Here is a 25011-nt window from a genome sequence, read left to right as displayed (position 1 = left end):
GCGCAATTGATCAACCACACGGCAGGGCCACGATGACAGGCGTCTCAGGGGAAATACGGGACGTCTTGGCAAGCACGGGGCAGTGCCGACAAGAACAGAAGCAGCAACGCAATGAGCAAAGAAAGTATTGAGGATGTCGTCAAGAAGAGCCTGGAAAAGTATTTCCGGGATCTTGGTGAGCAGCTTCCCACCAATGTCTACGACATGGTGCTGGCCACCGTCGAAAAGCCGGTCTTCGAGACCGTGATGGCGCGCGCCGAGGGCAACCAGTCCCAGGCCGCCGAAATCCTCGGCATCAACCGCAACACGCTGCGCAAGAAATTGCAGCAGCACGGCCTGCTGTAGCCGGCCAGGCCGGCGTCCACGCGGGTGGGCGCGGCCGGTCATGCAGCTTCCTTTTCACGGTTTTCAGGTTTCCCTTCCTTTTCCAGTCTTGCCTACCATGATCAAACAAGCACTCATTTCCGTATCCGACAAGGCAGGCGTGCTCGATTTCGCGCGCGCGCTGTCCGCCATGGGCGTCAACATCCTGTCCACCGGCGGCACCGCCAAGCTGCTGGCCGACAATGGCGTGCCGGTCACCGAAGTGGCCGACTACACCGGTTTCCCGGAAATGCTGGATGGCCGCGTGAAGACGCTGCATCCCAAGGTGCATGGCGGCATCCTGGCCCGTCGTGATTTCCCCGAGCACGTCGCCGCCCTGGAACAGCACGGCATCCCCACCATCGACATGGTGGTGGTGAACCTGTACCCGTTCCAGCAGACCGTGGCCAAGGACGAGTGCTCGCTGGAAGACGCGATCGAGAACATCGACATCGGCGGCCCGGCCATGCTGCGTTCCTCGGCCAAGAACCACAAGGACGTGATCGTCATCTGCGATCCGACCGATTATGAAGGAGTGCTGGCCGAGCTGAAGTCCGGCGGCGACCTGCCCTACGAAAAGCGCTTCGCGCTGGCCAAGAAGGTCTTCGCCCACACCGCGCAATACGACGGCGCCATCACCAACTACTTCACCGCGCTGGGTGAAGACAAGCAGCACAGCACCCGCAGCGCCTATCCGTCGACCCTGAACCTGCACTTCGAGAAGGTCCAGGACATGCGCTACGGCGAAAACCCGCACCAGAGCGCCGCCTTCTACCGCGACATCAAGAAGGTCGATGGCGCCTTGGCCAACTACACCCAGCTGCAAGGCAAGGAACTGTCCTTCAACAACATCGCCGACGCCGATGCCGCCTGGGAATGCGTCAAGAGCTTCGACCCCGCCACCGAAGCGGCCTGCGTCATCATCAAGCACGCCAATCCCTGCGGCGTGGCCATCGGCGCCAACCCGCTGGAAGCCTACAGCAAGGCCCTGCAGACCGACCCGACCTCGGCCTTCGGCGGCATCATCGCCTTCAACCGTGAAGTGGACGCCGCAGCGGCCGAAGCCGTGGCCAAGCAGTTCCTGGAAGTGCTGATCGCCCCCTCCTTCAGCGCCGAGGCCAAGCAGATCTTCGCCGCCAAGCAGAACGTGCGCCTGCTGGAAATCCCCTTGGGCACAGGCCTCAATGGCTATGACTTCAAGCGCGTCGGCGGTGGCCTGCTGGTGCAGTCGCCGGATGCCAAGAACGTGCTGCTGGCCGATGTGAAGGTGGTCAGCAAGAAGCAGCCGACCCCGCAGCAGCTGCAGGACCTGATGTTCGCCTGGCGCGTGGCCAAGTTCGTCAAGTCCAATGCCATCGTCTTCTGTGGCAACGGCATGACCCTGGGCGTGGGCGCTGGCCAGATGAGCCGTATCGATTCGGCCCGCATCGCTTCGATCAAGGCCCAGAACGCCGGCCTGACCCTGGCGGGTTCGGCCGTGGCCTCGGACGCCTTCTTCCCGTTCCGCGATGGCCTGGACGTGGTGGTCGATGCGGGTGCGACCTGCGTCATCCATCCGGGCGGTTCCATGCGCGACCAGGAAGTCATCGATGCCGCCAATGAGCGCGATGTCGTGATGCTGCTGACCGGTACCCGTCACTTCCGTCACTGATCTCCGATCGCTCAGACAAAACGCCCGGCTTCGTGCCGGGCGTTTTGTTTTCCACGTCCGCGCGATGATTCCCGTTCGGACCGGGCACGGCCAAGGCGCAGTGCCTCAACCCAGCTCGGCGGATATCGCACCCGCTGCGATCAAGCCTTCATGCTCGGCAATCCGCGTCAAGGCCATCTCGAAGCGCTGGCGCGATTCCGAGGTCAGTTGTTGCAGGTATTGATGCAATTGCGCATCCGCCACATTGCGGTTGGCGCACTGCGCGCTGTAGCGCTCGAACTGCGACAGCTGCATCAGCAGTTCAGCGACGTGGCGCGGGCATTCGCAGGCCACCGTGGTGGACTGGTTGGCGAAGGCGATGAGCTCGTTGTCGCTCCAGCGGCGCGGTGGCAGCACCGTACCGGCAGCTGTCTCCTCGCGCGCGGGAGAAGACAGGGCGACCAGTCCGCGCAGCCACTGCAGGATCACCACGTCCGGCTGCGGCGCGCGCAGCAGGCTGATGCCCACCGCCGCCAGCGTCTCGCACACCGCTTCGCTGGCAAATCCATACAGCACCGCCATCGGTAGTCCGCTCAATGCCGGCGCCGAACTCTCCAGTGCACCCAGCCAGCCGGCATGCAGTTGCGGTTCGTGCAGCAGCAGGGCGTCCACTTCGTCACGCTTCAAGGCCATCGCCGCCTGTTCGATGTTCTCGAACGGCCCCAGCAATTGCAGCGGACGCCCCAGGCGTTGCAGCAGGCCGGGTTTGTCCAGGCGCTGCGCCAGGGTGGAGCCGATCACGGCCAGCCGCCAGCGCCCTTGTACTGCTTCCGGCGGGGTGGGGCGGCCGGCGTGCAGTTCGGCGTGGGTGGCGGCGACTTGCTGCAATTGCTCCATGTCCAGCCCGGCCAGGCTGCCGATGGCATGGCCCAGTTCGGTCAACTGGCGGATCAGCGCCAGCCGGCGCACATCCGCTTCCGAATACAGGCGCTGTCCGCTGGGGGACAACTGTCCCTGGGTCAGCGCATAGCGGCGCTCCCACACGCGCAGGGTGGCCACCGGCATGCGCAGCATGCGCGCCACGGCGCCGGTGCGGCGCAGGGGGGCAGTGCCTTTTTCATCGGACGAGGAAGTGGAAGAGGTGAGGGCGGTAGGGATGGGCTCGGTCATGATCTCAATGTGAATCAAGTTTGACGCAGATTATACGCACAATATTGCGTCAATGAGTCAAGTGTGAATCGATAATTCTGTAGAATCCTGAGTCATGAAACCGAAAACCCAGGTCAAAGGACATCGCGGCAACAAGTCCTACCTGCCCAGCAAGCTTTGTGCGGTCTGCGGTCAGCCCATGAGCTGGCGGCGCAACTGGGCGCGGAACTGGGACGAGGTGAAATATTGTTCAGAGGCCTGTCGTCGCCGCCGCAGCGTCCAGCCTGATCCTTGAGGAGTGCCGTCATGTATCGGAAACATCAATTCGATCTGTTGCTCGACACGGTCGTGGCTGAGGAGGCGGTCGAGCCTGCTGCTCTGGTGTCCTCTGCCTCCCCTGCTTCCCCGACCTCTTTTGCCCTGCTGACCCCGCTGCCCACCCTGGCCGCCGCACGCGAGCGCATTGCCGCCGTGCGGCCCGGCGCCTATGCGCGCACCCGCAACAGCCTGGATGGTGCAGTCACTGGACTATCGCCCTACCTGACGCACGGCATGGTCAGCCTGCGCGAGGTGCTCGCTGGGGTGTGCCAGCGCTACCCGCTGGAGATCCAGCACAAGTTCGTCTATGAGCTCGGCTGGCGCGCTTTCTATCGCGATGTCTGGGCACGCCGGGGAGCGCGCATCTTCGACTCGCTGCACGCCGGCCCCTTGCCCGAGGCCGCCTATGCGCGCGAGCTGCCTGATGACATCCGCGCCGGTGCGACCGGCCTGCCGGTCATCGACCAGGCCGTGCGCACCCTCTACGCCACTGGCAACCTGCACAACCACGCCCGCATGTGGCTGGCCAGCTATGTCGTGCATCTGCGCAAGGTGCATTGGCGCGCCGGCGCGGACTGGATGGTGGGCCATCTGCTGGACGGCGACCTGGCCAGCAATCACCTGAGCTGGCAATGGGTGGCCGGGACCGGTAGCCACAAGCCCTACCTGTTCAATGCCGAGAATGTGGCCAAGTACGCGCCGCCGCAGTGGCACAGTCCGGGCACGGCCCTCGACGTCAGCTATGAGGCGCTGGGCGAGCTGGCTCTGCAGCCTGATCCGGTTCCGGCTGAACCGGGCGTGCGCAGGCTAGTGCGCTGCCAGGAACCGGCCCTGCTGGCCGAGCCGCCCAGCAGCCTGGACACCTGCGCACCCGATGCCCAGGCCGTCGCGGGGCGCGATGTCTGGCTGGTCCATCCCTGGAGCCTGGGCGAACTGCCCGCCACGCTTGGCCCGGATACCGTGGTGGTGGGGCTGTACCTGTCGGACTTCCACCTGCTCTGGCCTTGGGACCAGCGCCGTTGGCGCTTCGTCGGCGCCCGCATGCGTGAGCTGACGGCGCTGCGCTGGCATGGCGACGCCGCCAGCGTCGGACGCGCCTTGAAGGCAGCGCGCAGCGTGCGCTGCCAGCTTGATCCCCACCTCGCCCCCTGGTTGCCGCTGTGGGCGCAATGCCAGAACCCGCCGGCATTGTTCCCGCCAGTGGACAAGCCTTGCGACCTGTTTACCCAATGGTGGCGGCGCAGCACCCAGGGTCTGCAGACGGCTGCGCAATTGCTGGCAGCCGAAGGACGGCGTGATGAGCGATGACAGCAGCACCTCCAGGGGCGAGCTGACCGTGCTCTACGACGGCAGCTGTCCGCTGTGCCGCCGGGAGATCGGCTTGTACCAGCGCATTGGCGAGGATGCGCCCTTGCGCTTCTGTGATATCAGCCAGCCCTGTATCCCGGCAGATGAACTTCCCGTGGGCCTCACACGCGCCCAGTTGCTGGCGCGCTTTCATGTGCGCCGCGACGACGGCGCGGTCTTCAGTGGCGCCGAGGCCTTCGTGCAACTGTGGCGGACCTTGCCCGGCTGGCGTTGGCTGGCGCGTCTGGCGCGACTGCCAGGGATGTTGTGGCTGATGGAGCGCAGCTATCGCATCTTCCTGCGCCTGCGTCCGGCCCTCCAGCGATGGGTTATGCGCCGGGAGCGCCGCTGACATTTCTTGCGTCGTGACCGCGTACTGTTCCAGCGCCTGCCTGAGCGCCTGATCGGTTAGACTGGCGGGCATGAAAATCCTCGGTATCGACCCAGGCTTGCGCACCACCGGTTTCGGGGTCATCCACAAGCAGGGCAACACGCTGTCCTACATCGCTTCCGGCACCATCAAGACGCCGGACGGCGATCTTCCCTCACGCCTGAAGGTCATCCTGGCCAGCGTGGGCGAAGTGGTGAAGTCCTATACGCCTGATTGTGCCGCCATCGAAAAGGTATTCGTCAACGTCAACCCGCAATCCACGCTGCTGCTGGGACAGGCCCGTGGCGCGGCGATCTGTGCGCTGGTGGCGGCTGACCTGGCGGTGGCCGAATACACGGCCCTGCAGGTCAAGCAGGCCGTGGCCGGCCATGGACGCGCCCAGAAGGCGCAGGTGCAGGAAATGGTGGCGCGGCTGCTCAAGCTGCCCGGGCTGCCCGGCACCGATGCCGCCGACGCCCTGGGCGTGGCGATCTGCCACGCGCATGGGGGCGGGGTCTTGTCCGACCTCGGCGCGCTGGCCCCGGCGCTGGCGCGCAAGGGCATCCGCATGCGCGGCGGGCGCCTGGTCGGTTAGTTTTTCTTCTTGAAGAGCGACAGCACCCGCTGCGCCAGCTTCACGATCACCAGCACCACCGCCCCGGAGAGTACGCCAAAGAGCGCATTCAATACCGCAGGGGCAATCGCGCCCAGTACCGGGCCGATCACCGCCACGCCCTCGACTGCCACCGCTGCCGCTTCGATGGCGTGATGGGCGAACGGCAGGCCATGCGTCAGGATGCCGCCACCGACCATGAACATGGCGATGGTGCCGATCACCGACAGGCTGCGCATCATCTTCGGCGCGGCCGCCAGCACGGCGCGACCGATGCCGGCCTTGACGCGCCCCCAGGCGCTGGCGCTGGCGTGCTGCACCAGGTACAGGCCGCCATCATCAAGCTTGACGATGCCCGCCACCAGACCATAGACCCCCGCCGTCATGATCAGCGCGATGCCCACCAGCACCGTGATCTGCTGCTGCAAGGACGCACCGGCGACCGTGCCCAGCGTGATGGCGATGATCTCGGCCGAGAGGATGAAGTCGGTGCGCACGGCGTCCTTGATCTTTTCCTGCTCGTAGATCAGCGGATCAACGTCCTCGGCAGCCGTAGCGGCCACTTCGTGATGCTCTTCGTCGTGCGGCAGGTATTTGTGGGCCAGCTTCTCGAAGCCCTCGAAGCACAGGAAAGCGCCACCCAGCATCAGCAGCGGCGTCACCGCCCAGGGGATGAAGGCGCTGATGGCCAAGGCGGCGGGCACCAGGATGGCCTTGTTCTTCAGCGAGCCCTTGGCCACCGCCCACACCACCGGCAGTTCACGCTCGGCGCGCACGCCGGCGACCTGCTGGGCATTGAGGGCCAGGTCGTCGCCCAGCACGCCGGCGGTCTTCTTGGCCGCGACCTTGGTCATCAGGGAAACATCGTCGAGAACGGTGGCGATGTCGTCAATCAATGCAAAAAAGGCGCTGCCGGCCATGTTTTTCCTTTGTCTTCTCTCTGTGAGGGGGGCTTGGATACTGTTTATCCGAACAGTGCTGTATCATCCCGGGATTATCACAGAAGCTGCACCTCACGCACACCACTGACGCCATGATCGGTCGCCTCTCCGGAATCCTTCTCGAAAAACTTCCCCCCAACCTGCTGGTGGACTGCCAGGGCGTCGGCTATGAAGTGGCCGTGCCCATGAGCACCTACTACAACCTGCCGGCCCTGGGCGAGAAGGTCACCTTGCTCACGCACCTGGCCATCCGCGAGGATGCGCACATCCTGTTCGGGTTTGGGACTGCCGAAGAACGCAATACGTTCAAGGAGCTGATCAAGATTTCGGGCGTGGGTGCGCGTACCGCGCTATCCATCCTCTCGGGGATGTCGGTGGCCGACCTGGCCCAGGCCGTCACCCTGCAGGAAGCAGGCCGCCTCACCCGCGTGCCGGGCATCGGCAAGAAGACCGCCGAACGCCTGCTGCTGGAGTTGAAGGGCAAGCTCGGCGCCGATCTGGGCGCGGTGGCCGGCGTGGTCCACAGCGACGCCAGCGCCGACATCCTCAACGCCCTGCTGGCGCTGGGCTATTCGGACAAGGAAGCGACCCTGGCCATGAAGCAGGTGCCCAAGGACAGTACCGTCTCGGACGGCATCAAGCTGGCCTTGAAGGCGCTTTCCAAGGGCTGATGCAAAGGCAGCGGCAGACAAGGATTAGAGCATGAGCATCCAGACCGACGATTTTTCCGAACAGCGCATCATCTCCGCCACGCCGGCCTCGGCCAACGAGGAAGCCGTCGAGCGCGCCCTGCGGCCCAAGCAGCTGGACGAATACGTCGGCCAGGAAAAGGTGCGCGCCCAGCTGGAAATCTTCATCTCCGCTGCCCGCAAGCGCGGCGAGCCGCTCGACCATACCCTGCTGTTCGGTCCGCCCGGCCTGGGCAAGACCACCATGGCCCACATCATCGCCCGCGAGATGGGCGTGAACCTGCGCCAGACCTCCGGCCCCGTGCTGGAGCGCGCCGGCGACCTAGCCGCCTTGCTCACCAATCTCGAAGCCAATGACGTGCTCTTCATCGACGAGATTCACCGCATGTCGCCCGTGGTGGAGGAAATCCTCTACCCAGCGCTGGAGGATTATCAGATCGACATCATGATCGGCGAAGGCCCGGCCGCCCGTTCGGTGCGCCTGGACCTGCAACCCTTCACCCTGGTGGGCGCCACCACCCGCGCCGGCATGCTCACCAACCCGCTGCGCGACCGCTTCGGCATCGTCGCCCGGCTGGAGTTCTACACCCCGCCCGAGCTGGCCCGCATCGTTACCCGCAGCGCCGGGTTGTTGAATGCTCCCATCGTCGAGGACGGTGCGCTGGAAATCGCCCGCCGCAGCCGTGGCACCCCGCGTATTGCCAACCGCCTGCTGCGCCGCGTGCGCGACTACGCCGAGGTCAAGGGCCAGGGCCGTATCACCCGCGAGATGGCTGATGCCGCGCTGGTGATGCTGGACGTGGACCCGGTCGGTTTCGACCTGATGGACCGCAAGCTGCTCGAAGCCGTGCTATTCAAGTTCGGCGGCGGCCCGGTCGGGCTGGACAACCTGGCGGCGGCCATCGGCGAAGAACGCGACACCATCGAAGACGTGCTCGAACCCTACCTGATCCAGCAAGGCTATCTGCAGCGCACCCCCCGTGGTCGTATCGCCACCGGCGCGGCCTATCAGCACTTCGGCGTGACCGCTCCGCGCACCAGTCCCAATGGCGATCTGTGGGGTGGCTGAAGACGGTTGCTCGCCTGCATGGCCCCGCCTGTCCCGGCAACTGAACAGCAGCGTGGCGCAGTGCCGCCTGGACTGATGAAATTTTTGTCAGACATCATATAAAAGCGAGTTTTTGCTTGTGCAAAAACTAATCGTCATCGACAATGGATAGCTATTCACTATCTTTCGATGTGAGCCCTCCATGCTAATGTCGAGCCAAGCCCTTCGATACGCGCATCAGTTGCTGGATGCCCGCGCCCAGTCCAAGGTCATCCCGCGCATCTCCGAGTCCGAGCCGCTGTCGGTAGAAGACGCCTACGAGATTGCCCACAACATCCGCAACATCCGCGTGGCCCAGGGCGAGCAGCCCATCGGCCGCAAGATCGGTTTTGTGGTGCGCAAGAACTGGGAGCGCTACGGCATCATCGACGATGCCCGCATCCCGACCTGGGCGCCGATGTATGACAGCACCGTGCGCTTCGCCGAAGACAATCACGGTCTGCAGTCGCTGACCGGCGCGGTGCAACCGCGCATCGAACCGGAGATCGTCTTCAAGCTGGGCAAGACGCCCGCACCGGATGCCTCGCTGGAAGAACTGGCGGATTGCCTGGAATGGATGGCGCACGGCTTCGAAATCGTGGTCTGCCCCTTCCCGAAATGGGAATTCACCGTGGCCGACTCGATTGCCGCCTTCGGCCTGCATGGCACCCTGATCGTGGGCGAGCCGCATGTGCTGTCCTCGGCCAGCCGGCATCACCTGCCGCAGATCCTGGCCAGCGCCAGCGTGTCCCTGTCCTGCAGTACCGAGTCCGCCAGCGTCCTGCGCGCCGCCGGTTTCTGCAATGACGAGATGGACAGCCCCCTGCATGCGCTGTGGCACCTGCACCAGCTGCTGCAGAAGCAGACCCGCTTCCGCAAGCTGCAGGCCGGCGAGATCATCACCACCGGCACCTGGACCGACGCCTGTCCCATCGAGCCGGGCCAGACCTGGACCACGGCCTTCTCCGGCGTGACCCTGCCGGGCCTGACCGTCTCCTTCGTCTGAGCCGGGACCTGCTGCGCTGATGGCGATCTGGGTCGATGCCGACGCCTGTCCGGGCGTCATCAAGGACATGCTGTTCCGGGTGGCCGACCGCACCACGATCACTGTCACGCTGGTGGCCAACCGGCCCTTGCGCACGCCGCCTTCGCGCTACATCAAGTCCATGGTGGTGCCCGCCGGCTTCGACGTGGCCGACCGCGAGATCGCCCGCCAGGTTGCGCCCGGCGACCTGGTCGTCACCGCCGACATCCCGCTGGCCGCCGACGTGGTGGCCAAGGGCGCGCTGGCGCTCAATCCGCGCGGTGAACTCTATACGGCCCAGAACATCGGCCATCACCTCAGCACCCGCAATTTCATGGAAAAGCTACGCAGCAGCGGCGTGGAAACTGGCGGCCCGGCCGCCTTCAGCGCGGGCGATGGCCGCGCCTTCGCCCGTGAGCTGGACCGCTATGTGCTTAAGGCCTCACGTCCGGCCTGAGCGCCCTGCGCTTATTGTTCGCGCAGCCAGGTCTGGGTGCGCCCCAGCATGGGCATGCCGACATAACCGCGCACGTTGAGCTTCTGCCCATCATCGACGACGGAGAGCTTGCTCTTGTAGACCTTGCCATTGGCCGGATCGATGATCTGTCCGCCGCTGTACTCATCCCCATCCTTCTTCAGGCCCGACAGGATGGTCATGCCGATGACCGGCTTGTCCTTCAGGTCTCCCTCGCACTTCTGGCAGACCGGGTTCTGGTCTTCTTCCGGCGCCCGGAAGAGCTTCTCGATCTTGCCGCTCAGTTCGCCATTGTTCTCGCTGATGCGGATAAGCGCCTTGGGCTTGCCGGTGGCGTCATCGATGCTCTTCCACAGGCCGACCGGCGAGCCGTCGGCCCAGGCAGCGGCGCTGGTCAAGAGGCTGGCGGCCAGCAAGGACAGGGTGAGCAGGCGGGAAGGGGAGGAAATACGGGGCATGGTTGTCTCCTGTTATCAATTCGGATGCCACAAAAAAGCACGATTGTTCTAATTTATTCGATCCAGTCTAGACAAGCCCGCTGCACAAGGCAAGTACAAAAACAAAAGCCGCCGCCCGGTATCGGGACGGCGGCTTTTTTGAGGAAGCGGGCCGGCTTACTTCAGCTTGGCCAGTTGTTCCTTCACCTTCTCTAGCGTAGCGCTGAAGTTGGCGACGCGCTCCTTCTCCTGCGCCACTACCGCCTCGGGCGCACGCGCCACGAAGCTTTCGTTGGACAGCTTGCCATTGGCCTTGGCGATCTCGCCGGTCAGGCGGGTGACTTCCTTGCCCAGGCGTTCACGCTCGGCGGCCACGTCGATTTCCACCTTCAGCATCAGCTTGACTTCACCGACGATGGCCACCGGCGCCGGCGACTCCGGCAGTTGCGGCACCACCGTGGCTTCCGACAGGCGCACCAGACCTTGCAGGTAAGGCAGGAAGGATTCCACGGCCGACGCATCGGCGGCTTCCACGATCAGCGGCACGCGCAGCGACGGCGCCAGCTGCATCTCGCCGCGCAGGTTGCGGCAGGCGTCGGTGTAGGCCTTGAACTGGGCGACCCAGGCTTCGGCTTCGACATCGATCTTCTCCAGATCCGGACGCGGATAGGCCTGGCGCATGATGGAATCGCCTGCCGGATCGGGCTTGCGATCGGTCAGCGGCGCCACGCTCTGCCACAGCTGTTCGGTGATGAAGGGCAGCACCGGATGCGCCAGGCGCAGCACGCTTTCCAGCACGCGCAAGAGGGTGCGGCGGGTGGCGCGCTGTTGCGCTTCATTGCCGCTCTGGATCTGGGCCTTGGCCATTTCCAGGTACCAGTCGCAGTACTCGTCCCAGACGAACTTGTAGATGGCCGTGGCGATGTTGTCGAAGCGGTAGTCGGCAAAGCCCTTTTCGACTTCGGCTTCGGTCCGCTGCAAGAGCGACACGATCCAGCGGTCGGCCTTGGAGAACTGCAGCTTTTCCTTGTCGCAGACACCCTTCTCGTGGCCGTCGAAACCGCAGTCCTGGCCTTCGGTATTCATCAGCACGAAGCGGGTGGCGTTCCACAGCTTGTTGCAGAAGTTGCGATAGCCTTCGCAGCGTTTCAGGTCGAAGTTGATGTTGCGGCCCAGGGTCGCCAGCGAGGCGAAGGTGAAGCGCAGCGCATCGGTGCCGAAGGCCGGGATGCCGTCGGCGAATTCCTTGCGGGTGGCCTTTTCGATGCTGGCCGCCTGCTTGGGATTCATCAGGCCGACCGTACGCTTGGCCACCAGCTCGTCCACGCCGATGCCATCGATCAGGTCGATCGGGTCCAGCGTGTTGCCCTTGGACTTGGACATCTTCTGGCCCGACGCATCGCGCACCAGGCCGTGGACGTAGACGGTATCAAACGGCACCTTGCCGGTGAAGTGCGTGGTCATCATGACCATGCGCGCCACCCAGAAGAAGATGATGTCAAAGCCCGTCACCAGCACCGAGGAGGGCAGGAACAGCTTGTAGTCCGGGGTTTCTTCCGGCCAGCCCAGGGTGGAGAAGGGCACCAGCGCCGAGGAGAACCAGGTATCGAGCACGTCTTCATCGCGCTTGACGGACTTGCCACCGGCTTGCTTCTTCGCTTCTTCTTCGGTGTGGGCAACGTAGATGCCGCCATCCTCGTCGTACCAGGCCGGGATCTGATGGCCCCACCACAACTGGCGCGAGATACACCAGTCCTGGATATTGTTGAGCCACTGGTTGTAGGTATTGGTCCAGTTCTCGGGCACGAACTTGATCTCGCCCGAAGAAACCTTTTCCAGCGCGGTCTCGGCAATCGACTTGCCGGGGAAGAAGGTCCCTTCCGGCGCCGGCTTGCTCATGGCCACGAACCATTGGTCGGTCAGCATCGGCTCGATCACCACGCCGGTACGGTCGCCACGCGGCACCATCAGCTTGTGCGGTTTGACCTGTTCCAACAGGCCCAGTGCGTCCAGATCGGCCACGATCTGCTTGCGCGCCTCGAAGCGGTCCAGGCCCTGGTACTTCTCGGGCGAATTCTCGTTGATGGTGGCCTTGAGCGTGAAGACGCTGATCATTTCCAGGTTGTGGCGTGCGCCGACCTGGTAGTCGTTGAAGTCGTGCGCCGGGGTGATCTTCACGCAGCCGGTGCCGAATTCCTTGTCGACGTATTCATCCTTGATGATGGGGATCTCGCGGCCCACCAGCGGCAGCTTGATCATCTTGCCCACCAGCGCGGCGTAGCGCTCGTCGGTCGGGTCCACCGCCACGGCGACGTCGCCCAGCATGGTTTCCGGACGGGTGGTGGCCACCACGATGTGGCCGCTGCCATCGGCCAGCGGGTACTTGATGTGCCACATGGAACCGTCTTCTTCTTCCGACACCACTTCCAGGTCGGAGACGGCGGTGCCCAGCACCGGGTCCCAGTTCACCAGGCGCTTGCCACGGTAGATCAGGCCCTGTTCGTAGAGGCGCACGAAGACTTCGGTGACGGCCTTGGACATCTTCGGGTCCATTGTGAAGTATTCACGGGCCCAGTCGGTGGAAGCGCCCATGCGGCGCATCTGGCCGGTGATGGTGGAGCCGGATTTTTCTTTCCACTCCCACACCTTCTCGACGAATTTTTCACGGCCCAGGTCGTGGCGCGAGATCTTTTGCGCATCCAGCTGGCGTTCCACCACGATCTGGGTGGCGATGCCGGCGTGGTCGGTGCCGGGGATCCAGGCGGTGTTGTAGCCGCGCATGCGGTGGTAGCGCGTCAGGCCATCCATGATGGTCTGGTTGAACGCGTGACCCATGTGCAGGGTGCCGGTCACATTGGGCGGTGGCAGCTGGATGGAAAACGAGGGCTTCTCCGCGTCGGTGGTGGCGGCGAAGTAACCGCGCTTTTCCCACTCCTCGCGCCAGAATTTCTCAATCTCGGCGGGCTCGAACGACTTGGCTAATTCCATGATTTGACGTGTGTTTTTGCGAAACCATCCATTATAAGGGAACGGCGCGCCAAACCGGCCAAGCGTAGCGTTGGCCGGGGCGCTGATAGGCAGTCATTTTTCTTTCTGGAAACAAAACGGGAGTCCGAAGACTCCCGTTGTTCAACCAGCTGCAGTTGCTGCTGCTGTCGTTCAGTTCATGTCCATGAACCGGCCGGTGGCCTCCGAGCGGTACTTCACGAGCGCCTTGTCGATGTCCTCGATCCAGACGCCTTCGGTGACCGCCATATGGTTTTCCGATGTCTCGATGTTGATCACGATGGGCATGCTCTTGTTCTGCACCACCAGATCGGTCGAGATCTGCGTTCCCACGCTGACGGCCCAGAAGCCAGGGGTGAACCAGGCCCAGAACTTCTTCACATGGGCATCGATGACGATGGGGGCCTCGCCTGCGTCCGCGGCGCTGTTTGCCACCTTGAAGCCGGCCTGTTGCAAGCTGGTGGTGATGTTCTTGCGCATCACCTGGCTCACCGTCATGCCATTTTCCAGCAGCACATCGCCCAGCGCCTTGCCGAAGCCGTTGCGCTTGCGACCGATCGCCCGCGCCTTGACCTCGGCGGTGCTTTTGGCAGAGCCCTCGAAGCCCAGCGAAGGCGTGCTCGGCGACACGGGGGCATCTTCGAAGACGCGCTCATCCAGGACTTCCCGCAGCAGTACCGTCTTGTTCTTGGATGCCACTGCGGCCTTGGTGGCAGCGTCGGTGGATGGTTCGCTCAGCTTGATTTCGCTGCGACTGGTGGCGCAACCGGTCAGTACGATGGAAACGGCCAGCAGGACGCCGGCTTTGAACATCTGAAGTTGATTCATGATTCCCCTGATTCTTGGATTTTTGAGGTTGATTTTCTCGCCATATCAGAAAATGTGGCGAGCCGTACTATACCTTCACGCGTGGCAACTGACGACCCGGTATCGTTGGCTAGCTCAACGAATCGGGCTCAGCAGCGCCGGTTGGCCGAACTCCACCAACTGGGCGCCAGACTTCTCCAGATAGGTTTTCCAGAACGTGGCCAGGGCCTGCATGGTCTTGGGATCGCGATAGCTCTTGCTCTTCTTGCCATCTTCGGAGAGCAGGCCGGCGCCGATCACATATACTCGCGCACCGCCGAAATCCCCCAGCAGCTGGTTCTGTTCGACCAACTGCATTTCCTTGGCGGGATCGATCTTGCGCACGCTATGTCCACGGTCGGCATAGAAGCTGGAGACCGAGGAGTTTTCCAGCATGTCCGAGACCAGCAGCACGATCTTGTTGCGCGCCTTGGACTTGCGGCTCAGATCGGCAATGGCCTTGAGGCTGGCCAGCACATCGGACTTGGCGATCTCGCCGCTGGTGCCGTCAAAGGCCGTGCGCAAGGCGCCGCCGGCAATCTGCGCGGCCTGCTGGGGCTGGCGGCCCATGCACTGGTCGAACTTGGCCAGGGCGGTCTTGGAGACGTCGTTGCGGCGGTTGGTTTCCATGGGAGCGTCCAGCTTGCCCGAGGCCAGCACTTCCGTGTAATGCCCCTGGGTGTAAGCAGAGAAGGTGACGATCTGGAAGCCATTGCCTGGGCTGAGGAAGGGCTTCAGATTGTCGGCCACCGACTGTTTCAGCCCACCGTCGAGCAGGGTGGTCTGGTCAATGGCGACGAAGAGCTCGGTATCGAGCACGCCAGTGGGGTTCCCCACCATCTTGTTGTCGTAGCAGGTCGGGATGGCGTCGATGGCGCCACCCCAGGCGCTGCCACTGAACAGGCCAGCGGCCAGGAATAGGACGGACCACTTCATCACAGCAGGTCCTCCAGCTCGGCGTCGGCTTCGCGGGCCTTGCGTTCGCGCTCTTCCTTGCGGCGCTTGAGTTCGTCGCGCACGCTGGCGTTGAGGCCCTCAGGCAATTGCGCCATGAGCTTCTTCTTGGCTTCCTTGTCTTCACCCAGGGCGTCCAGCCTGGCCATCACGTCTTGCAGGCTGTCGGTGACGACCGTCACGGGAGCAGTGGGGGCGGCTGCTGTGGGGACCTGCACCACTGCGGCTACGGCCACCGCCGCCGGCGCTGCGGGAACGTGCAGGGGCTGGGCCTGCTGTGCGGCAACGGTCTGGGCATAGGTGCGTTCGCTCTCGCGTTCGGCTGCATCGGCCAGGCGGGTCTGCTGCATGAAGTCGCGGAAGGTCTTGCTCAGATGCTGGCCCGAGGTGCCATGGGTGCTGTTGTGCATCATCATCTTCTGTTGCAGCGTGGCCAGGCTGGCCTGGGCCGTGTCGGCGATGCGGCGGTAGTGTTCGCGCACGGCGCTGTAGCTGGAGTAACGGCCGCTGCCGATATCACGATAGGCTTCCTGGCTGTTTTCACCGGCGAAGCCCCAGCGATAGCCAAAGATCACACCCAGGATCTGCAGGAACACGAAGACGAAGGCCAGCACGATGAAGGTGGCCCAGCCGCCGTGGCGATCGATGTCGGCTTCGTCGGAGACAGCCTTGCGGTCGGCGGCGCGGTTGGCGGCATCATCGTCAGCCGGCAGGCGCACGTTGGTCGCCGACATATCCAGGCTGCCAGCGGCCGAGCGGGCGGCATTGCCGGCCTGGTTGCTGCTCAGGGTCACACGGGCTTCCAGCTCGCGCTCCAGCACCTGACCGCGCACGTAGGTGGACAGGCTGGCCACCAGCAGCACGAAGATCACGGTCGCAACCGTGTACTTGTAGCTGGGATGGGAGCCCACGCGGTTGCACAACTGGGTGAAGGTCGGCTGGTGGTCGTCGCCGGACTGCGGACGGGCCAGCGGGATGGTGCCGGTGAAGAGCTCCTGCTTGCGTCCGGTCTCGTTCCACTGGCGGCGCGCCAGGTTCACGCGCTCGGACTTGTACAGCTCGTGCCCGGCCAGGTGGGTAAATGCCACCAGGATCACCGAGATCAGGAAGGCGATGCCGTAGGCGCCGGTCTGCTGCAGATTCTCACTGGCGCCCGGCAGCGTGTAGCCGGCCAGCACATAGGAGAAACCCATCGCCTCTACGAAGACCATCGAGATCGTCAGCAGCCAGATCCAGTTGGGCGTAGCCTTGCGGCCATTGTCGCCAGCCCTGGTCAGGTAGGTGACCTTTTCGTTGAAGTCATGTTCATCCTGGATGTGGATGAACTTCTTGTATTCCAGGCACAGCGTGCTTTCGCCCTTGTGCCAGCCGGGCAGGCTGGAATCCTCGTTGAGGTCGCGCGAGAGACGGGCGATGCGGCCTACCAGAGGGAAGCGCACCCAGGTGTTGAACCACCACCATTTCACCTGTTCCCACAAGGTCATGATGACGATGGCCGCCAGCAGTACGCTCACCACGCTCCAGGCGGCCAGCGGATAGGTTTCGAAGACTTCTTTCATAGAGGGGTTCCCCGTGTAAGGATGTGGTACTGATCGTTATTGGTACATCTTGGGTTTGAAATCGGCCGCATAGGGCGTGTTGGCGCGCAGGTACACCAGGCGTCCGGCCCTGGCCGCGCTGCCGCCATTGCTGTCGAAGACGATGTCGGCGCACTGCAGGCCGGCCTGCCCCTTGAGGAAGATGCGATACAGCAGGCCCTTGCTGCCGAGGTAGGTGTTGACCTCCGGCTGCAGCGCCACGTCGGGCTTGATATTGCTACGCCGCGACGCATCGTAGTTCTTGTAGACCTTGAACTCCGGCGGACTGGACAGGCTGCCGTCGCTGGCCAGCACGGCGATACGGTTGACCACCACCTGATGGCCATTGACCTGGTCGGTCCAGGTCTTGCCATACAGGCCAGGAATATGTTCGCTGGTGCGGTAGGTCTTGCCGTCGGCCAGCGCCTTGACGCTGTGGGAAGCACGCGGGCGGTCGCGCGTGCAGTCGGCCAGCACCGGCGGTTCATCGGCATAGGCCGGGCTGATCAGCGAAAAGAAGGGACGCTTGCTTTCGACCTTGCCGATCGCAGCCGTTTGCATGGATGCCACCAGCGGGGCGCCGCCAAAGTCGATCCAGTTGCCGCCGTCGGTGGCAGCGGCCTTGGCAGCTGCTGGTGCGGATGCTGGCGTCGTCTCGGCAGGTGCTGTGGCGACGGCGCCTGCCTTGGCCTTGGTGTTGCCAGCGGTGGAGGCGCTGGTGCTGGTGGTGGACGTCGTTGCTGCACCATCGCTGTTGCTGGTGCCGTGGCGCGCCGTACGCGTATTACGGGCGCGGACACCGCCCTGTGTTGCGGCTGTACCGCTGGTAGCTTGGCCGGCCGTGGCCGTGGTTTCGGTGGCGTCACCCTTGTCCTGGCGATAGAACTCCACTCGTGGACGGCGTGCGGCCAGGTAGTTGTCGAAGCTGGCCTTGTCGCTCAGTTCCGCGATCTCCACGCGCCGGTTCTTCGCGCGTCCTTCCTCGGTCTCGTTGCTGGCCACCGGGTAGAACTCGCCGGCCCCCTGGAAATACAGCGAGCCAGCGGCGACACCGTGCTCCTGCATGAAGCGCGACACGGCGCGGGCGCGACGTTCGGAAAGATCGGCATTGAGGCGGGACGAACCGGTGTCATCGGTATGGCCCACCAGCAGCAGCTTGCGTTGGGCCATCTTCTCGAGGTACTGCTTGCGCAGGTTGGGGTCCTGGATATCGGCGGCGCTCTTGCGCACGTCGTAGGTGGCGGCGATGGCGGTGAAGTAGTCGCGGGCGCGTGCAGTGAGCTGGTCGGAGTTGCTTTCGAAATGTCCGCCCGCTCCAGCCGGGTCGCGGATCTCGACCACCGAGCCGGCCGTCTCCTGCTTGGCCTTGGCGCTGTCGGCGCCGGTGATCGCTTCACCCTGGGTATCCAGGGTCGTCACCTGCACGTCGAGCTGATATTGCTTGGCAATCTTGGAGAGTTCGCAGCGGCGCTTGTCGATGTCGTTGCCGATCAGACCTCCGACCAGTCCGCCCAGTGCGCCGCCGATCAGCAGGCCCTTGTTGTCGCCGCCTACCTGCTTGCCCAGTATCGCTCCGGCCAGCACGCCTACGCCGATGCCGATATTGCGGGCGTTCTGCGAGCATGGATCATCGCTGGCGAAGGTTTCCTTGAAGGAGGGTTTGCCGGTGGCCGGATCGACCGCGCAGCCCGATGCGAAACTTGCACCGATGGCGGCCACGAGCGTGCGCACCACCAGCGTCTTGCGACGAAGTGTCAGTGTCATGATTCAGGTTTGCTGACGGCGCAGCGGGATCGCCGTGTTTTTTCCTGCCAGTCGCGCATGCCCCCCAGCATGCCCCCGGTCGGGTGCTAAGCGTCGTCTGGTGTTGCGGTGGCAGCCGGCATTTCTGGCCCCTGTGCCTGGCTGCCTTTCATTTCTTTCTGCGCCCGCCTTGACGGCGGGACCGGGAAGGGTTCACTGCAGCGGCTAGCGCTTAGTAGATGCTTGCTCTTTTGCAATCCCTTTTCCGGCGGAAAATATACCACGCGGAAAGTTTCTCGTTTAGCGGGATCAAAAGTTTTTTGATTTCTAGTTAAATGGCTAGCTTATTTTTCGGTAATTATCTCGTTTTTTTTTGCGCGGGTCTCGTAACGCGGGAATGATGATTTTCTATGCAGAGCTTGTCTCCGCTGGCCATCGGTGTAGAATCCGGCCCACGACAAAGACCGCGCAAGCGGCCCGCGTCGCACCGCTAGGGGTCCTGGCGCTCAAGCTCATGCTTGGGTAGCCGGGTGAGAAATACCCTTGAACCTGATCTGGATAATGCCAGCGAAGGGAAGCAACCGGCAGCTTGACGCACCCACGGCCTGTATCACCCTCCCGCCGTCCGTCCTCTTCCGCAACCTCCTTTGCTGGCTCCGAGCCATGAGTCATCAAGCAAAGGAGCCGAAATGAATGCCAACCCGAAATTCCTGTCCGCGACGGCCACCGTCGATGAGGCAGCCGTCCAGCCTCTGCCGAATTCCCGCAAGATCTACGTGACCGGTTCGCGCCCGGACATCCGCGTGCCCATGCGCGAGATCAGCCAGGCCGACACGCCCGCCATGTTCGGTTCGGAAAAGAACCCGCCCATCTACGTCTACGACACCTCTGGTCCCTATACCGACCCGGACGTGAAGATCGACATCCGCGCCGGCCTGTCCACCCCGCGCCTGCCCTGGATCCTCGAGCGCAACGATACCGAGGAGCTGCCCGGCCCGACCTCCGAATACGGCCAGCAGCGCCTGAACGACCCGGCCCTGGCCGAGCTGCGCTTCAACCTGCACCGCAAGCCGCGCCGCGCCAAGGTCGGCGCCAACGTGACCCAGATGCACTACGCGCGCCGTGGCATCATCACGCCCGAGATGGAATTCATCGCCATCCGCGAAAACCTGCGCCGCAAGGAATACCTGGAGCAGTTGAAGGCTTCCGGCCCTATGGGCAACAAGCTGGCCGACCTGATGGGCCGCCAGCATCCGGGCCAGTCCTTCGGTGCGTCGATTCCCGCCGAGATCACCCCGGAATTCGTGCGTGATGAGGTGGCTCGTGGCCGCGCCATCATCCCCGCCAACATCAACCATCCGGAAGTGGAACCGATGATCATCGGCCGCAATTTCCTGGTCAAGATCAACGCCAACATCGGCAACTCGGCCGTGACCTCTTCCATCGGCGAAGAAGTGGAGAAGATGACCTGGGCCATCCGCTGGGGCGGCGACAACGTCATGGACCTGTCCACCGGCAAGAACATCCACGAAACCCGTGAATGGATCATCCGCAATTCGCCGGTCCCCATCGGCACCGTGCCGATCTACCAGGCCTTGGAAAAGGTCAACGGCAAGGCCGAAGACCTGACCTGGGAAATCTTCCGCGATACCTTGATCGAGCAAGCCGAGCAGGGCGTGGACTACTTCACCATCCACGCTGGCGTGCGTCTGCAATACGTGCCGCTGACGGCCAAGCGCATGACCGGCATCGTCTCGCGCGGTGGTTCCATCATGGCCAAGTGGTGCCTGGCGCATCACTGCGAATCCTTCCTCTACGAACACTTCGAAGAGATCTGCGAGATCATGAAGGCCTATGACGTCAGCTTCAGCCTCGGCGATGGCCTGCGTCCCGGTTCCATCTACGATGCCAACGACGAAGCCCAGCTGGGCGAGCTGCGCACCCTGGGTGAGCTGACCCAGATCGCCTGGAAGCACGACGTGCAGGTCATGATCGAAGGCCCCGGCCACGTGCCCATGCATCTCATCAAGGAGAACATGGACCTGCAACTGGAGCAGTGCCACGAAGCGCCGTTCTACACCCTCGGCCCCTTGACCACCGACATCGCGCCCGGCTACGACCACATCACCTCCGGCATCGGCGCGGCCCAGATCGGCTGGTATGGCACGGCCATGCTGTGCTACGTCACCCCCAAGGAACACCTGGGCCTGCCCAACAAGACCGACGTCAAGGACGGCATCATCACCTACAAGATCGCCGCCCACGCCGCTGATCTGGCCAAGGGCCATCCAGGTGCGCAGATCCGCGACAACGCCCTGTCCAAGGCGCGCTTCGAATTCCGCTGGGAAGACCAGTTCAACATCGGCCTGGACCCGGACAAGGCGCGCGAATTCCACGACGAGACCCTGCCCAAGGATTCGGCCAAGGTGGCGCACTTCTGCTCCATGTGCGGCCCGCACTTCTGTTCCATGAAGATCACCCAGGAAGTGCGCGACTACGCCGCCAAGGAAGGCATCTCCGAGATCGACGCCTTGAAGCAAGGCATGCAGGTCAAGTCGGTCGAGTTCGTCAAGATGGGCGCCGAGATCTATGCCAAGCAGTAAGAGCCGGCCACCATGCAGATCGAACTGAACGGCAAGCCTCACCCGCTGCCTGACGGCGCCACGCTGGACCAGCTCATTGCCGGCCTTTCTCTGGCCGGCCGTGCAGTGGCGGTGGCGGTGAACCGCCAGGTGGTGCCCAGCGCGCAATGGCCTGAGCGCACACTGGCCGAGGCCGACAAGGTAGACGTCGTGCGCGCCATTGGCGGCGGTTGATCCGCCCGCCTGCGCACATCCCAAGACAAGGAATCGACATGAACATGAATGACGCCCCCCTCGTGAACGAGGACAAGGGCCTGACCATTGCTGGCAAGACCTATCGCTCGCGCCTGCTGGTGGGTAGCGGCAAGTACAAGGACCTCGACGAGACCCGCGCGGCGACGGTGGCCAGCGGCGCCGAGATCATCACGGTGGCGATCCGCCGCGTCAACATCGGCCAGGACCCCAATGCGCCCAGCCTGCTGGACGCGGTGCCGCCTTCCGAATTCACCATCCTGCCCAATACCGCTGGTTGCTATAACGCGGCCGATGCGGTGTACACGCTGCAACTGGCGCGCGAGCTGCTGGGCGGCCACAAGCTGGTCAAGCTGGAAGTGCTGGGCGATGAAAAGACCCTGTTCCCCAACATGCCAGAAACCCTCAAGGCCGCCGAGACCCTGGTCAAGGACGGCTTTGATGTGATGGTCTATTGCAGCGACGATCCCATCCAGGCGCGCATGCTGGAAGACCTGGGCGTGGCCGCCGTCATGCCGCTGGCTTCGCTGATCGGCTCGGGCATGGGCATCTTGAATCCCTGGAATCTCTCGCTGATCATCGAACAGGCCCGCGTGCCGGTGCTGGTCGATGCGGGCGTCGGCACTGCCTCGGATGCCGCTATCGCCATGGAACTGGGCTGTGATGGTGTGCTGATGAACACCGCCATTGCCGGTGCACGCGATCCCATCCGCATGGCCCGCGCCATGAAGTTGGCGGTGCAAGCGGGTCGCGAAGCCTTCCTCTCTGGCCGCATCCCGCGCAAGTTTGCCGCCTCGCCGTCGTCGCCGATGGCGGGTCGTGTGGCGTAAGCATGCAGGCGGCCTATCGTTGCACGCCACCCTGCGTGCTGGTCTTCTCCGGCTCCGACCCTAGCGGCGGGGCCGGCATGCAGGCCGATATCCCGGCCATCACGGCGCTGGGGTGCCATCCCTTGTCGGTGCCGACGGCCTTGACGGTGCAGGACAACGTCAGCGTCTTTGCCGTGCATGCACTCGATCCTGAACTGGTGCGGCACCAGGCCCAGGTGCTGATCGACCGCTTCGACATCGCGGCGGTCAAGCTGGGCATTGCGGGCAGTCGTGAGAATGCCGAGGTCATCGCGGCCTTGATCCGGCAATTGCGCGAGCGCAATCCGCAACTGCCGGTGGTGCTTGATCCGGTACTGGCCAACGGCAAGGGAGACCAGCTGTCGCGTGATGATGCGGCGCGTGTGATCGAGCCGTTGTACGAGCTGGCTACAGTGATCACGCCCAATCTCAACGAGGCGCGCCGGCTGTGCGGCGAGGTGGAGCCTACGCAGCAGGCGGCGCAGTTGATGGCGCGGGGTTGCGCGCATGTGCTGCTCAAGGGCGGTCATGGTCCGCAGGAGCAGGATGTGATCAATCGCTGGTATGGACAGCTGTTCCGTTCCGAGTTTGCCGAAGAAGCGATTGAAAGTGCGCGCTGGCGCTGGACCCGCCTGCCCGATGAATTCCACGGCAGCGGCTGCACGCTGGCGGCGGCCCTGTCGGCCTGCCTGGCGCGGGGCCTGCCGATGCGCCAGGCCATCGAGCTGGCCCAGCACTACACCCAGCATGCGCTCGCTACCTCGTATGCCATTGCCGACGGGCAGCGCATTCCCAACCGCGTGCCTGCCTTCGAACCTGTTGTTGATGCCGCACCTGCGGCAGGAGCCTGACATGAAACCCGAGTATGCAAAGCGTCTGCGCGGCCTCTACATCGTCACACCCGACTGGGATGACACCGCCCAATTGCTGGCGGCCACCGAGCTGGCCTTGCAGCAAGGTGCTGCGCTGGTACAGTACCGCCACAAGACGGCCGGCGCGCAGCAACGGCAGGCGCAAGCCTCGGCACTGCTGGCCTTGTGCCGGCAGTACCAGGTGCCGCTGATCATCAACGATCATGTGGACCTGTGCCTGGACATCGATGCCGATGGCATCCACGTCGGTGGCACCGACGCTTCCATCGCCGAGGTGCGCAAGGCCGTCGGGCCGGACCGCATCGTGGGCGCGTCCTGCTATGGCACGCTGGAGCTGGCGCATGCGGCCTATCGTGATGGCGCGAGTTACGTGGCCTTTGGCGGCTTCTATCCGTCGCGCGTGAAAAAATATGATTTCCGCACTGCACCGGAAATCATTGCGCAATCCAAGCGCGAGATTGCCTTGCCGGTGGTGGTGATCGGCGGTATCACCCTGGAGAATGCACCGCCGCTGGTGGCGCAGGGGGCCGACATGGTGGCCGTCATCAGCAGCGTCTATCTTGTGCCGGTGGAAGAACGCAAGACGCGGCAACTGGCCGACCTCTATCACTGATGCATGCCATCCTCCGCCAACACCGTTCGTACTGAGTAGACCCGCAGGGTCGTATCGAAGGCGCGCCAGCGGTGGCGCAAGCATCGCCGCGCCTTCGATACGCCGCAGGGCGGCTACTCAGTGCGAACGGTGACTGGAAAAGACGCCGTTCGTGTGGAGCAGGTAATTGTCTTGGCAAGCAGTGCCGGCCTGGTTGAGGCCGCCATCCATCGGATCTGACGCCCGACTTATCCGGATGACGAATTTTTCCGTGAGTACCAAGCGTGGGGACTTCGCCATTTTTTGATTAGATATTAGCCAGATTTAGTGGATTCCGCCGAAAAGTAGTGAGATCTAATATTCGTTCCAAGCAAGGCATTCAACACAAAAAGCTGCGCAGCAATGTGTTGCCAGCTAGTGCATTGCGATCCAGCTATTCATCTCTATGGGAAGGAACGAATCATGAAACTCAACAACAAGGTGGCATTCATTACCGGTGGCACATCGGGTATCGGCCTGGAAACCGCAAAGCTGTTCCAGGCGGAAGGGGCCAGTATTGTCCTGGTCGGTTCGAACGCTGAACGCCTGGCCGAAGCAGGCGAGGCACTCCATGGCAAGGCTCTGTTGATCCAGGCCGATATCCGCAAGGTCGCCGACATCGAACGTGCGGTCGAAGAGACCCGTCGCAAGTTCGGCAACATCGACGTGGTGTTTGCCAACGCCGGCGCCAGCAAGGTCGCCCCCCTTGATGCAGTCACCGAGGAGTACATCAACGACAACATCGCCTTGAACTTCACGGGCACATTCTTCACGATCCAGAAAACCGCTGCCTTGATGCGAGCGGGCGGTAGCGTGATCGTCACGACCTCTTTCCTGAACACGATCGGCTACCCGGGCCTGTCGATCCTGGCCGCCACCAAGGCTGCGACCCGCTCCCTGGTGCGTACCCTGGGTGCCGAACTGGCATCGCGCGGCATTCGCGTCAATGCCGTCAGCCCAGGGGCGATCGCCACACCCTTCTACAGCAAGATCGGCCTGCCTGAAAACGTGCTGGCCCAGGTTGCCGCAAGCATTACCGACAAGGTTGCCCTCAAGCGTTTCGGTAATGCCGAGGAACTGGCCAAGACCGCCCTGTTCCTGGCCAGTGAAGATTCCTCCTACACCACCGGTACGGAGCTGGTGGTGGATGGTGGCCTGACCCAGTTCTGACGCCTCAAATCAGCAAGCAGCAATCCGGGCAGCCTCCATCCTTTGGATGGAGGCTGCGATCATTTCGGCGAACCGAATTAGAATTGC

The 25011-nt window shown here is 63.4% G+C and carries 24 protein-coding genes and 1 riboswitch; of the genes, 16 read left to right on the top strand and 8 right to left on the bottom strand.

Features of this window, described 5'->3' with window-relative positions; translation table 11 throughout:
- Window positions 1–111 precede the first annotated feature (111 nt).
- Window positions 112–345 (top strand): Fis family transcriptional regulator, encoded by a 234-nt coding sequence (locus BGK68_RS03445; protein ID WP_006463627.1) that lies wholly within the window; start codon window positions 112–114, stop codon window positions 343–345.
- Between the two features lie 97 nt (window positions 346–442).
- Window positions 443–2014, top strand: coding sequence for a bifunctional phosphoribosylaminoimidazolecarboxamide formyltransferase/IMP cyclohydrolase (gene purH, locus BGK68_RS03440; protein WP_075255937.1), 1572 nt, complete (start codon window positions 443–445; stop codon window positions 2012–2014).
- A gap of 105 nt (window positions 2015–2119) precedes the next feature.
- Here purH and BGK68_RS03435 read toward each other — a convergent pair whose 3' ends face one another.
- On the bottom strand, window positions 2120–3163 hold the full coding sequence (locus BGK68_RS03435; protein ID WP_075255936.1) for a MerR family transcriptional regulator: 1044 nt from the start codon (window positions 3161–3163) through the stop codon (window positions 2120–2122).
- Window positions 3164–3257: 94 nt separating this feature from the next.
- On the opposite strand from BGK68_RS03435, the gene BGK68_RS03430 reads away from it, so the two are divergent.
- The 4 genes from BGK68_RS03430 to ruvC all read left to right on the top strand — a co-directional run bounded on the left by BGK68_RS03430 (window position 3258) and on the right by ruvC (window position 5772).
- Window positions 3258–3437, top strand: a complete 180-nt coding sequence (locus tag BGK68_RS03430) for a DUF2256 domain-containing protein (RefSeq protein ID WP_075255935.1) — start codon at window positions 3258–3260, stop codon at window positions 3435–3437.
- 11 nt (window positions 3438–3448) lie between these two features.
- The gene (locus tag BGK68_RS03425; RefSeq protein ID WP_075255934.1) at window positions 3449–4768 is read left to right on the top strand and encodes an FAD-binding domain-containing protein; all 1320 of its coding nucleotides are present in this window, start codon (window positions 3449–3451) and stop codon (window positions 4766–4768) included.
- Complete coding sequence (locus BGK68_RS03420) at window positions 4758–5159, top strand: thiol-disulfide oxidoreductase DCC family protein (protein ID WP_075255933.1); 402 nt, start codon at window positions 4758–4760, stop codon at window positions 5157–5159. Before BGK68_RS03425 ends, BGK68_RS03420 begins: the two co-directional genes overlap by 11 nt.
- A 70-nt stretch (window positions 5160–5229) precedes the next feature.
- Window positions 5230–5772, top strand: coding sequence for a crossover junction endodeoxyribonuclease RuvC (ruvC, locus tag BGK68_RS03415; protein ID WP_075255932.1), 543 nt, complete (start codon window positions 5230–5232; stop codon window positions 5770–5772).
- Here ruvC and BGK68_RS03410 read toward each other — a convergent pair.
- A complete protein-coding gene (locus BGK68_RS03410; protein WP_075255931.1) occupies window positions 5769–6710 on the bottom strand; it encodes a DUF808 domain-containing protein in 942 nt (313 codons plus the stop codon). The two genes, ruvC and BGK68_RS03410, sit on opposite strands and share 4 nt — an antisense overlap.
- A 113-nt stretch (window positions 6711–6823) precedes the next feature.
- Here BGK68_RS03410 and ruvA point away from each other — a divergent pair, with 113 nt between their 5' ends.
- The 4 genes from ruvA to BGK68_RS03390 all read left to right on the top strand — a co-directional run bounded on the left by ruvA (window position 6824) and on the right by BGK68_RS03390 (window position 9988).
- On the top strand, window positions 6824–7402 hold the full coding sequence (gene ruvA / locus BGK68_RS03405; protein ID WP_013232465.1) for a Holliday junction branch migration protein RuvA: 579 nt from the start codon (window positions 6824–6826) through the stop codon (window positions 7400–7402).
- A gap of 31 nt (window positions 7403–7433) precedes the next feature.
- Window positions 7434–8489 (top strand): Holliday junction branch migration DNA helicase RuvB, encoded by a 1056-nt coding sequence (ruvB, locus tag BGK68_RS03400; protein ID WP_075255930.1) that lies wholly within the window; start codon window positions 7434–7436, stop codon window positions 8487–8489.
- Between the two features lie 181 nt (window positions 8490–8670).
- On the top strand, window positions 8671–9513 hold the full coding sequence (locus BGK68_RS03395; RefSeq protein WP_075255929.1) for a 2-keto-4-pentenoate hydratase: 843 nt from the start codon (window positions 8671–8673) through the stop codon (window positions 9511–9513).
- Between the two features lie 19 nt (window positions 9514–9532).
- A complete protein-coding gene (locus BGK68_RS03390) occupies window positions 9533–9988 on the top strand; it encodes a YaiI/YqxD family protein (RefSeq protein WP_075255928.1) in 456 nt (151 codons plus the stop codon).
- Between the two features lie 11 nt (window positions 9989–9999).
- Here BGK68_RS03390 and BGK68_RS03385 read toward each other — a convergent pair whose 3' ends face one another.
- From BGK68_RS03385 to BGK68_RS03360, 6 genes are all read right to left on the bottom strand, one after another.
- Window positions 10000–10464, bottom strand: a complete 465-nt coding sequence (locus tag BGK68_RS03385) for a DUF2147 domain-containing protein (protein ID WP_075255927.1) — start codon at window positions 10462–10464, stop codon at window positions 10000–10002.
- Between the two features lie 156 nt (window positions 10465–10620).
- Complete coding sequence (locus BGK68_RS03380; protein ID WP_075255926.1) at window positions 10621–13431, bottom strand: valine--tRNA ligase; 2811 nt, start codon at window positions 13429–13431, stop codon at window positions 10621–10623.
- Between the two features lie 171 nt (window positions 13432–13602).
- Window positions 13603–14277: a YajG family lipoprotein gene (locus BGK68_RS03375; protein WP_143432941.1), complete on the bottom strand. Its 675-nt coding sequence runs from the start codon at window positions 14275–14277 to the stop codon at window positions 13603–13605.
- A 114-nt stretch (window positions 14278–14391) separates the two neighbouring features.
- Window positions 14392–15231 carry a hypothetical protein gene (locus BGK68_RS03370; RefSeq protein ID WP_075255924.1) on the bottom strand — a complete coding sequence of 280 codons (840 nt, stop codon included), beginning with the start codon at window positions 15229–15231 and terminating at the stop codon, window positions 14392–14394.
- On the bottom strand, window positions 15231–16808 hold the full coding sequence (locus BGK68_RS03365) for a hypothetical protein (protein ID WP_075255923.1): 1578 nt from the start codon (window positions 16806–16808) through the stop codon (window positions 15231–15233). Before BGK68_RS03365 ends, BGK68_RS03370 begins: the two co-directional genes overlap by 1 nt.
- A gap of 36 nt (window positions 16809–16844) precedes the next feature.
- Complete coding sequence (locus tag BGK68_RS03360) at window positions 16845–18590, bottom strand: OmpA family protein (protein ID WP_075255922.1); 1746 nt, start codon at window positions 18588–18590, stop codon at window positions 16845–16847.
- A 461-nt stretch (window positions 18591–19051) separates the two neighbouring features.
- Window positions 19052–19162, top strand: a riboswitch (TPP riboswitch).
- A 96-nt stretch (window positions 19163–19258) separates the two neighbouring features.
- On the opposite strand from BGK68_RS03360, the gene thiC reads away from it, so the two are divergent.
- From thiC to BGK68_RS03330, 6 genes are all read left to right on the top strand, one after another.
- Entirely contained in the window at window positions 19259–21172 is a 1914-nt protein-coding gene (thiC, locus tag BGK68_RS03355) for a phosphomethylpyrimidine synthase ThiC (RefSeq protein ID WP_075255921.1), read from the top strand.
- A 12-nt stretch (window positions 21173–21184) separates the two neighbouring features.
- Window positions 21185–21385: a sulfur carrier protein ThiS gene (gene thiS / locus BGK68_RS03350; RefSeq protein ID WP_075255920.1), complete on the top strand. Its 201-nt coding sequence runs from the start codon at window positions 21185–21187 to the stop codon at window positions 21383–21385.
- 38 nt (window positions 21386–21423) lie between these two features.
- Complete coding sequence (locus BGK68_RS03345; protein ID WP_069372902.1) at window positions 21424–22233, top strand: thiazole synthase; 810 nt, start codon at window positions 21424–21426, stop codon at window positions 22231–22233.
- Between the two features lie 2 nt (window positions 22234–22235).
- Window positions 22236–23102 carry a bifunctional hydroxymethylpyrimidine kinase/phosphomethylpyrimidine kinase gene (gene thiD / locus BGK68_RS03340; protein WP_075255919.1) on the top strand — a complete coding sequence of 289 codons (867 nt, stop codon included), beginning with the start codon at window positions 22236–22238 and terminating at the stop codon, window positions 23100–23102.
- Between the two features lies 1 nt (window position 23103).
- Entirely contained in the window at window positions 23104–23736 is a 633-nt protein-coding gene (gene thiE / locus BGK68_RS03335) for a thiamine phosphate synthase (protein WP_075255918.1), read from the top strand.
- A gap of 441 nt (window positions 23737–24177) precedes the next feature.
- Window positions 24178–24924 carry an SDR family oxidoreductase gene (locus BGK68_RS03330; protein ID WP_075255917.1) on the top strand — a complete coding sequence of 249 codons (747 nt, stop codon included), beginning with the start codon at window positions 24178–24180 and terminating at the stop codon, window positions 24922–24924.
- The last annotated feature ends 87 nt before the right edge of the window (window positions 24925–25011 follow it).

The sequence above is a fragment of the Herbaspirillum camelliae genome (assembly GCF_001929405.1).
Lineage (GTDB): Bacteria > Pseudomonadota > Gammaproteobacteria > Burkholderiales > Burkholderiaceae_D > Herbaspirillum > Herbaspirillum seropedicae.
This window is presented reverse-complemented; position numbering and strand designations above follow the sequence as displayed.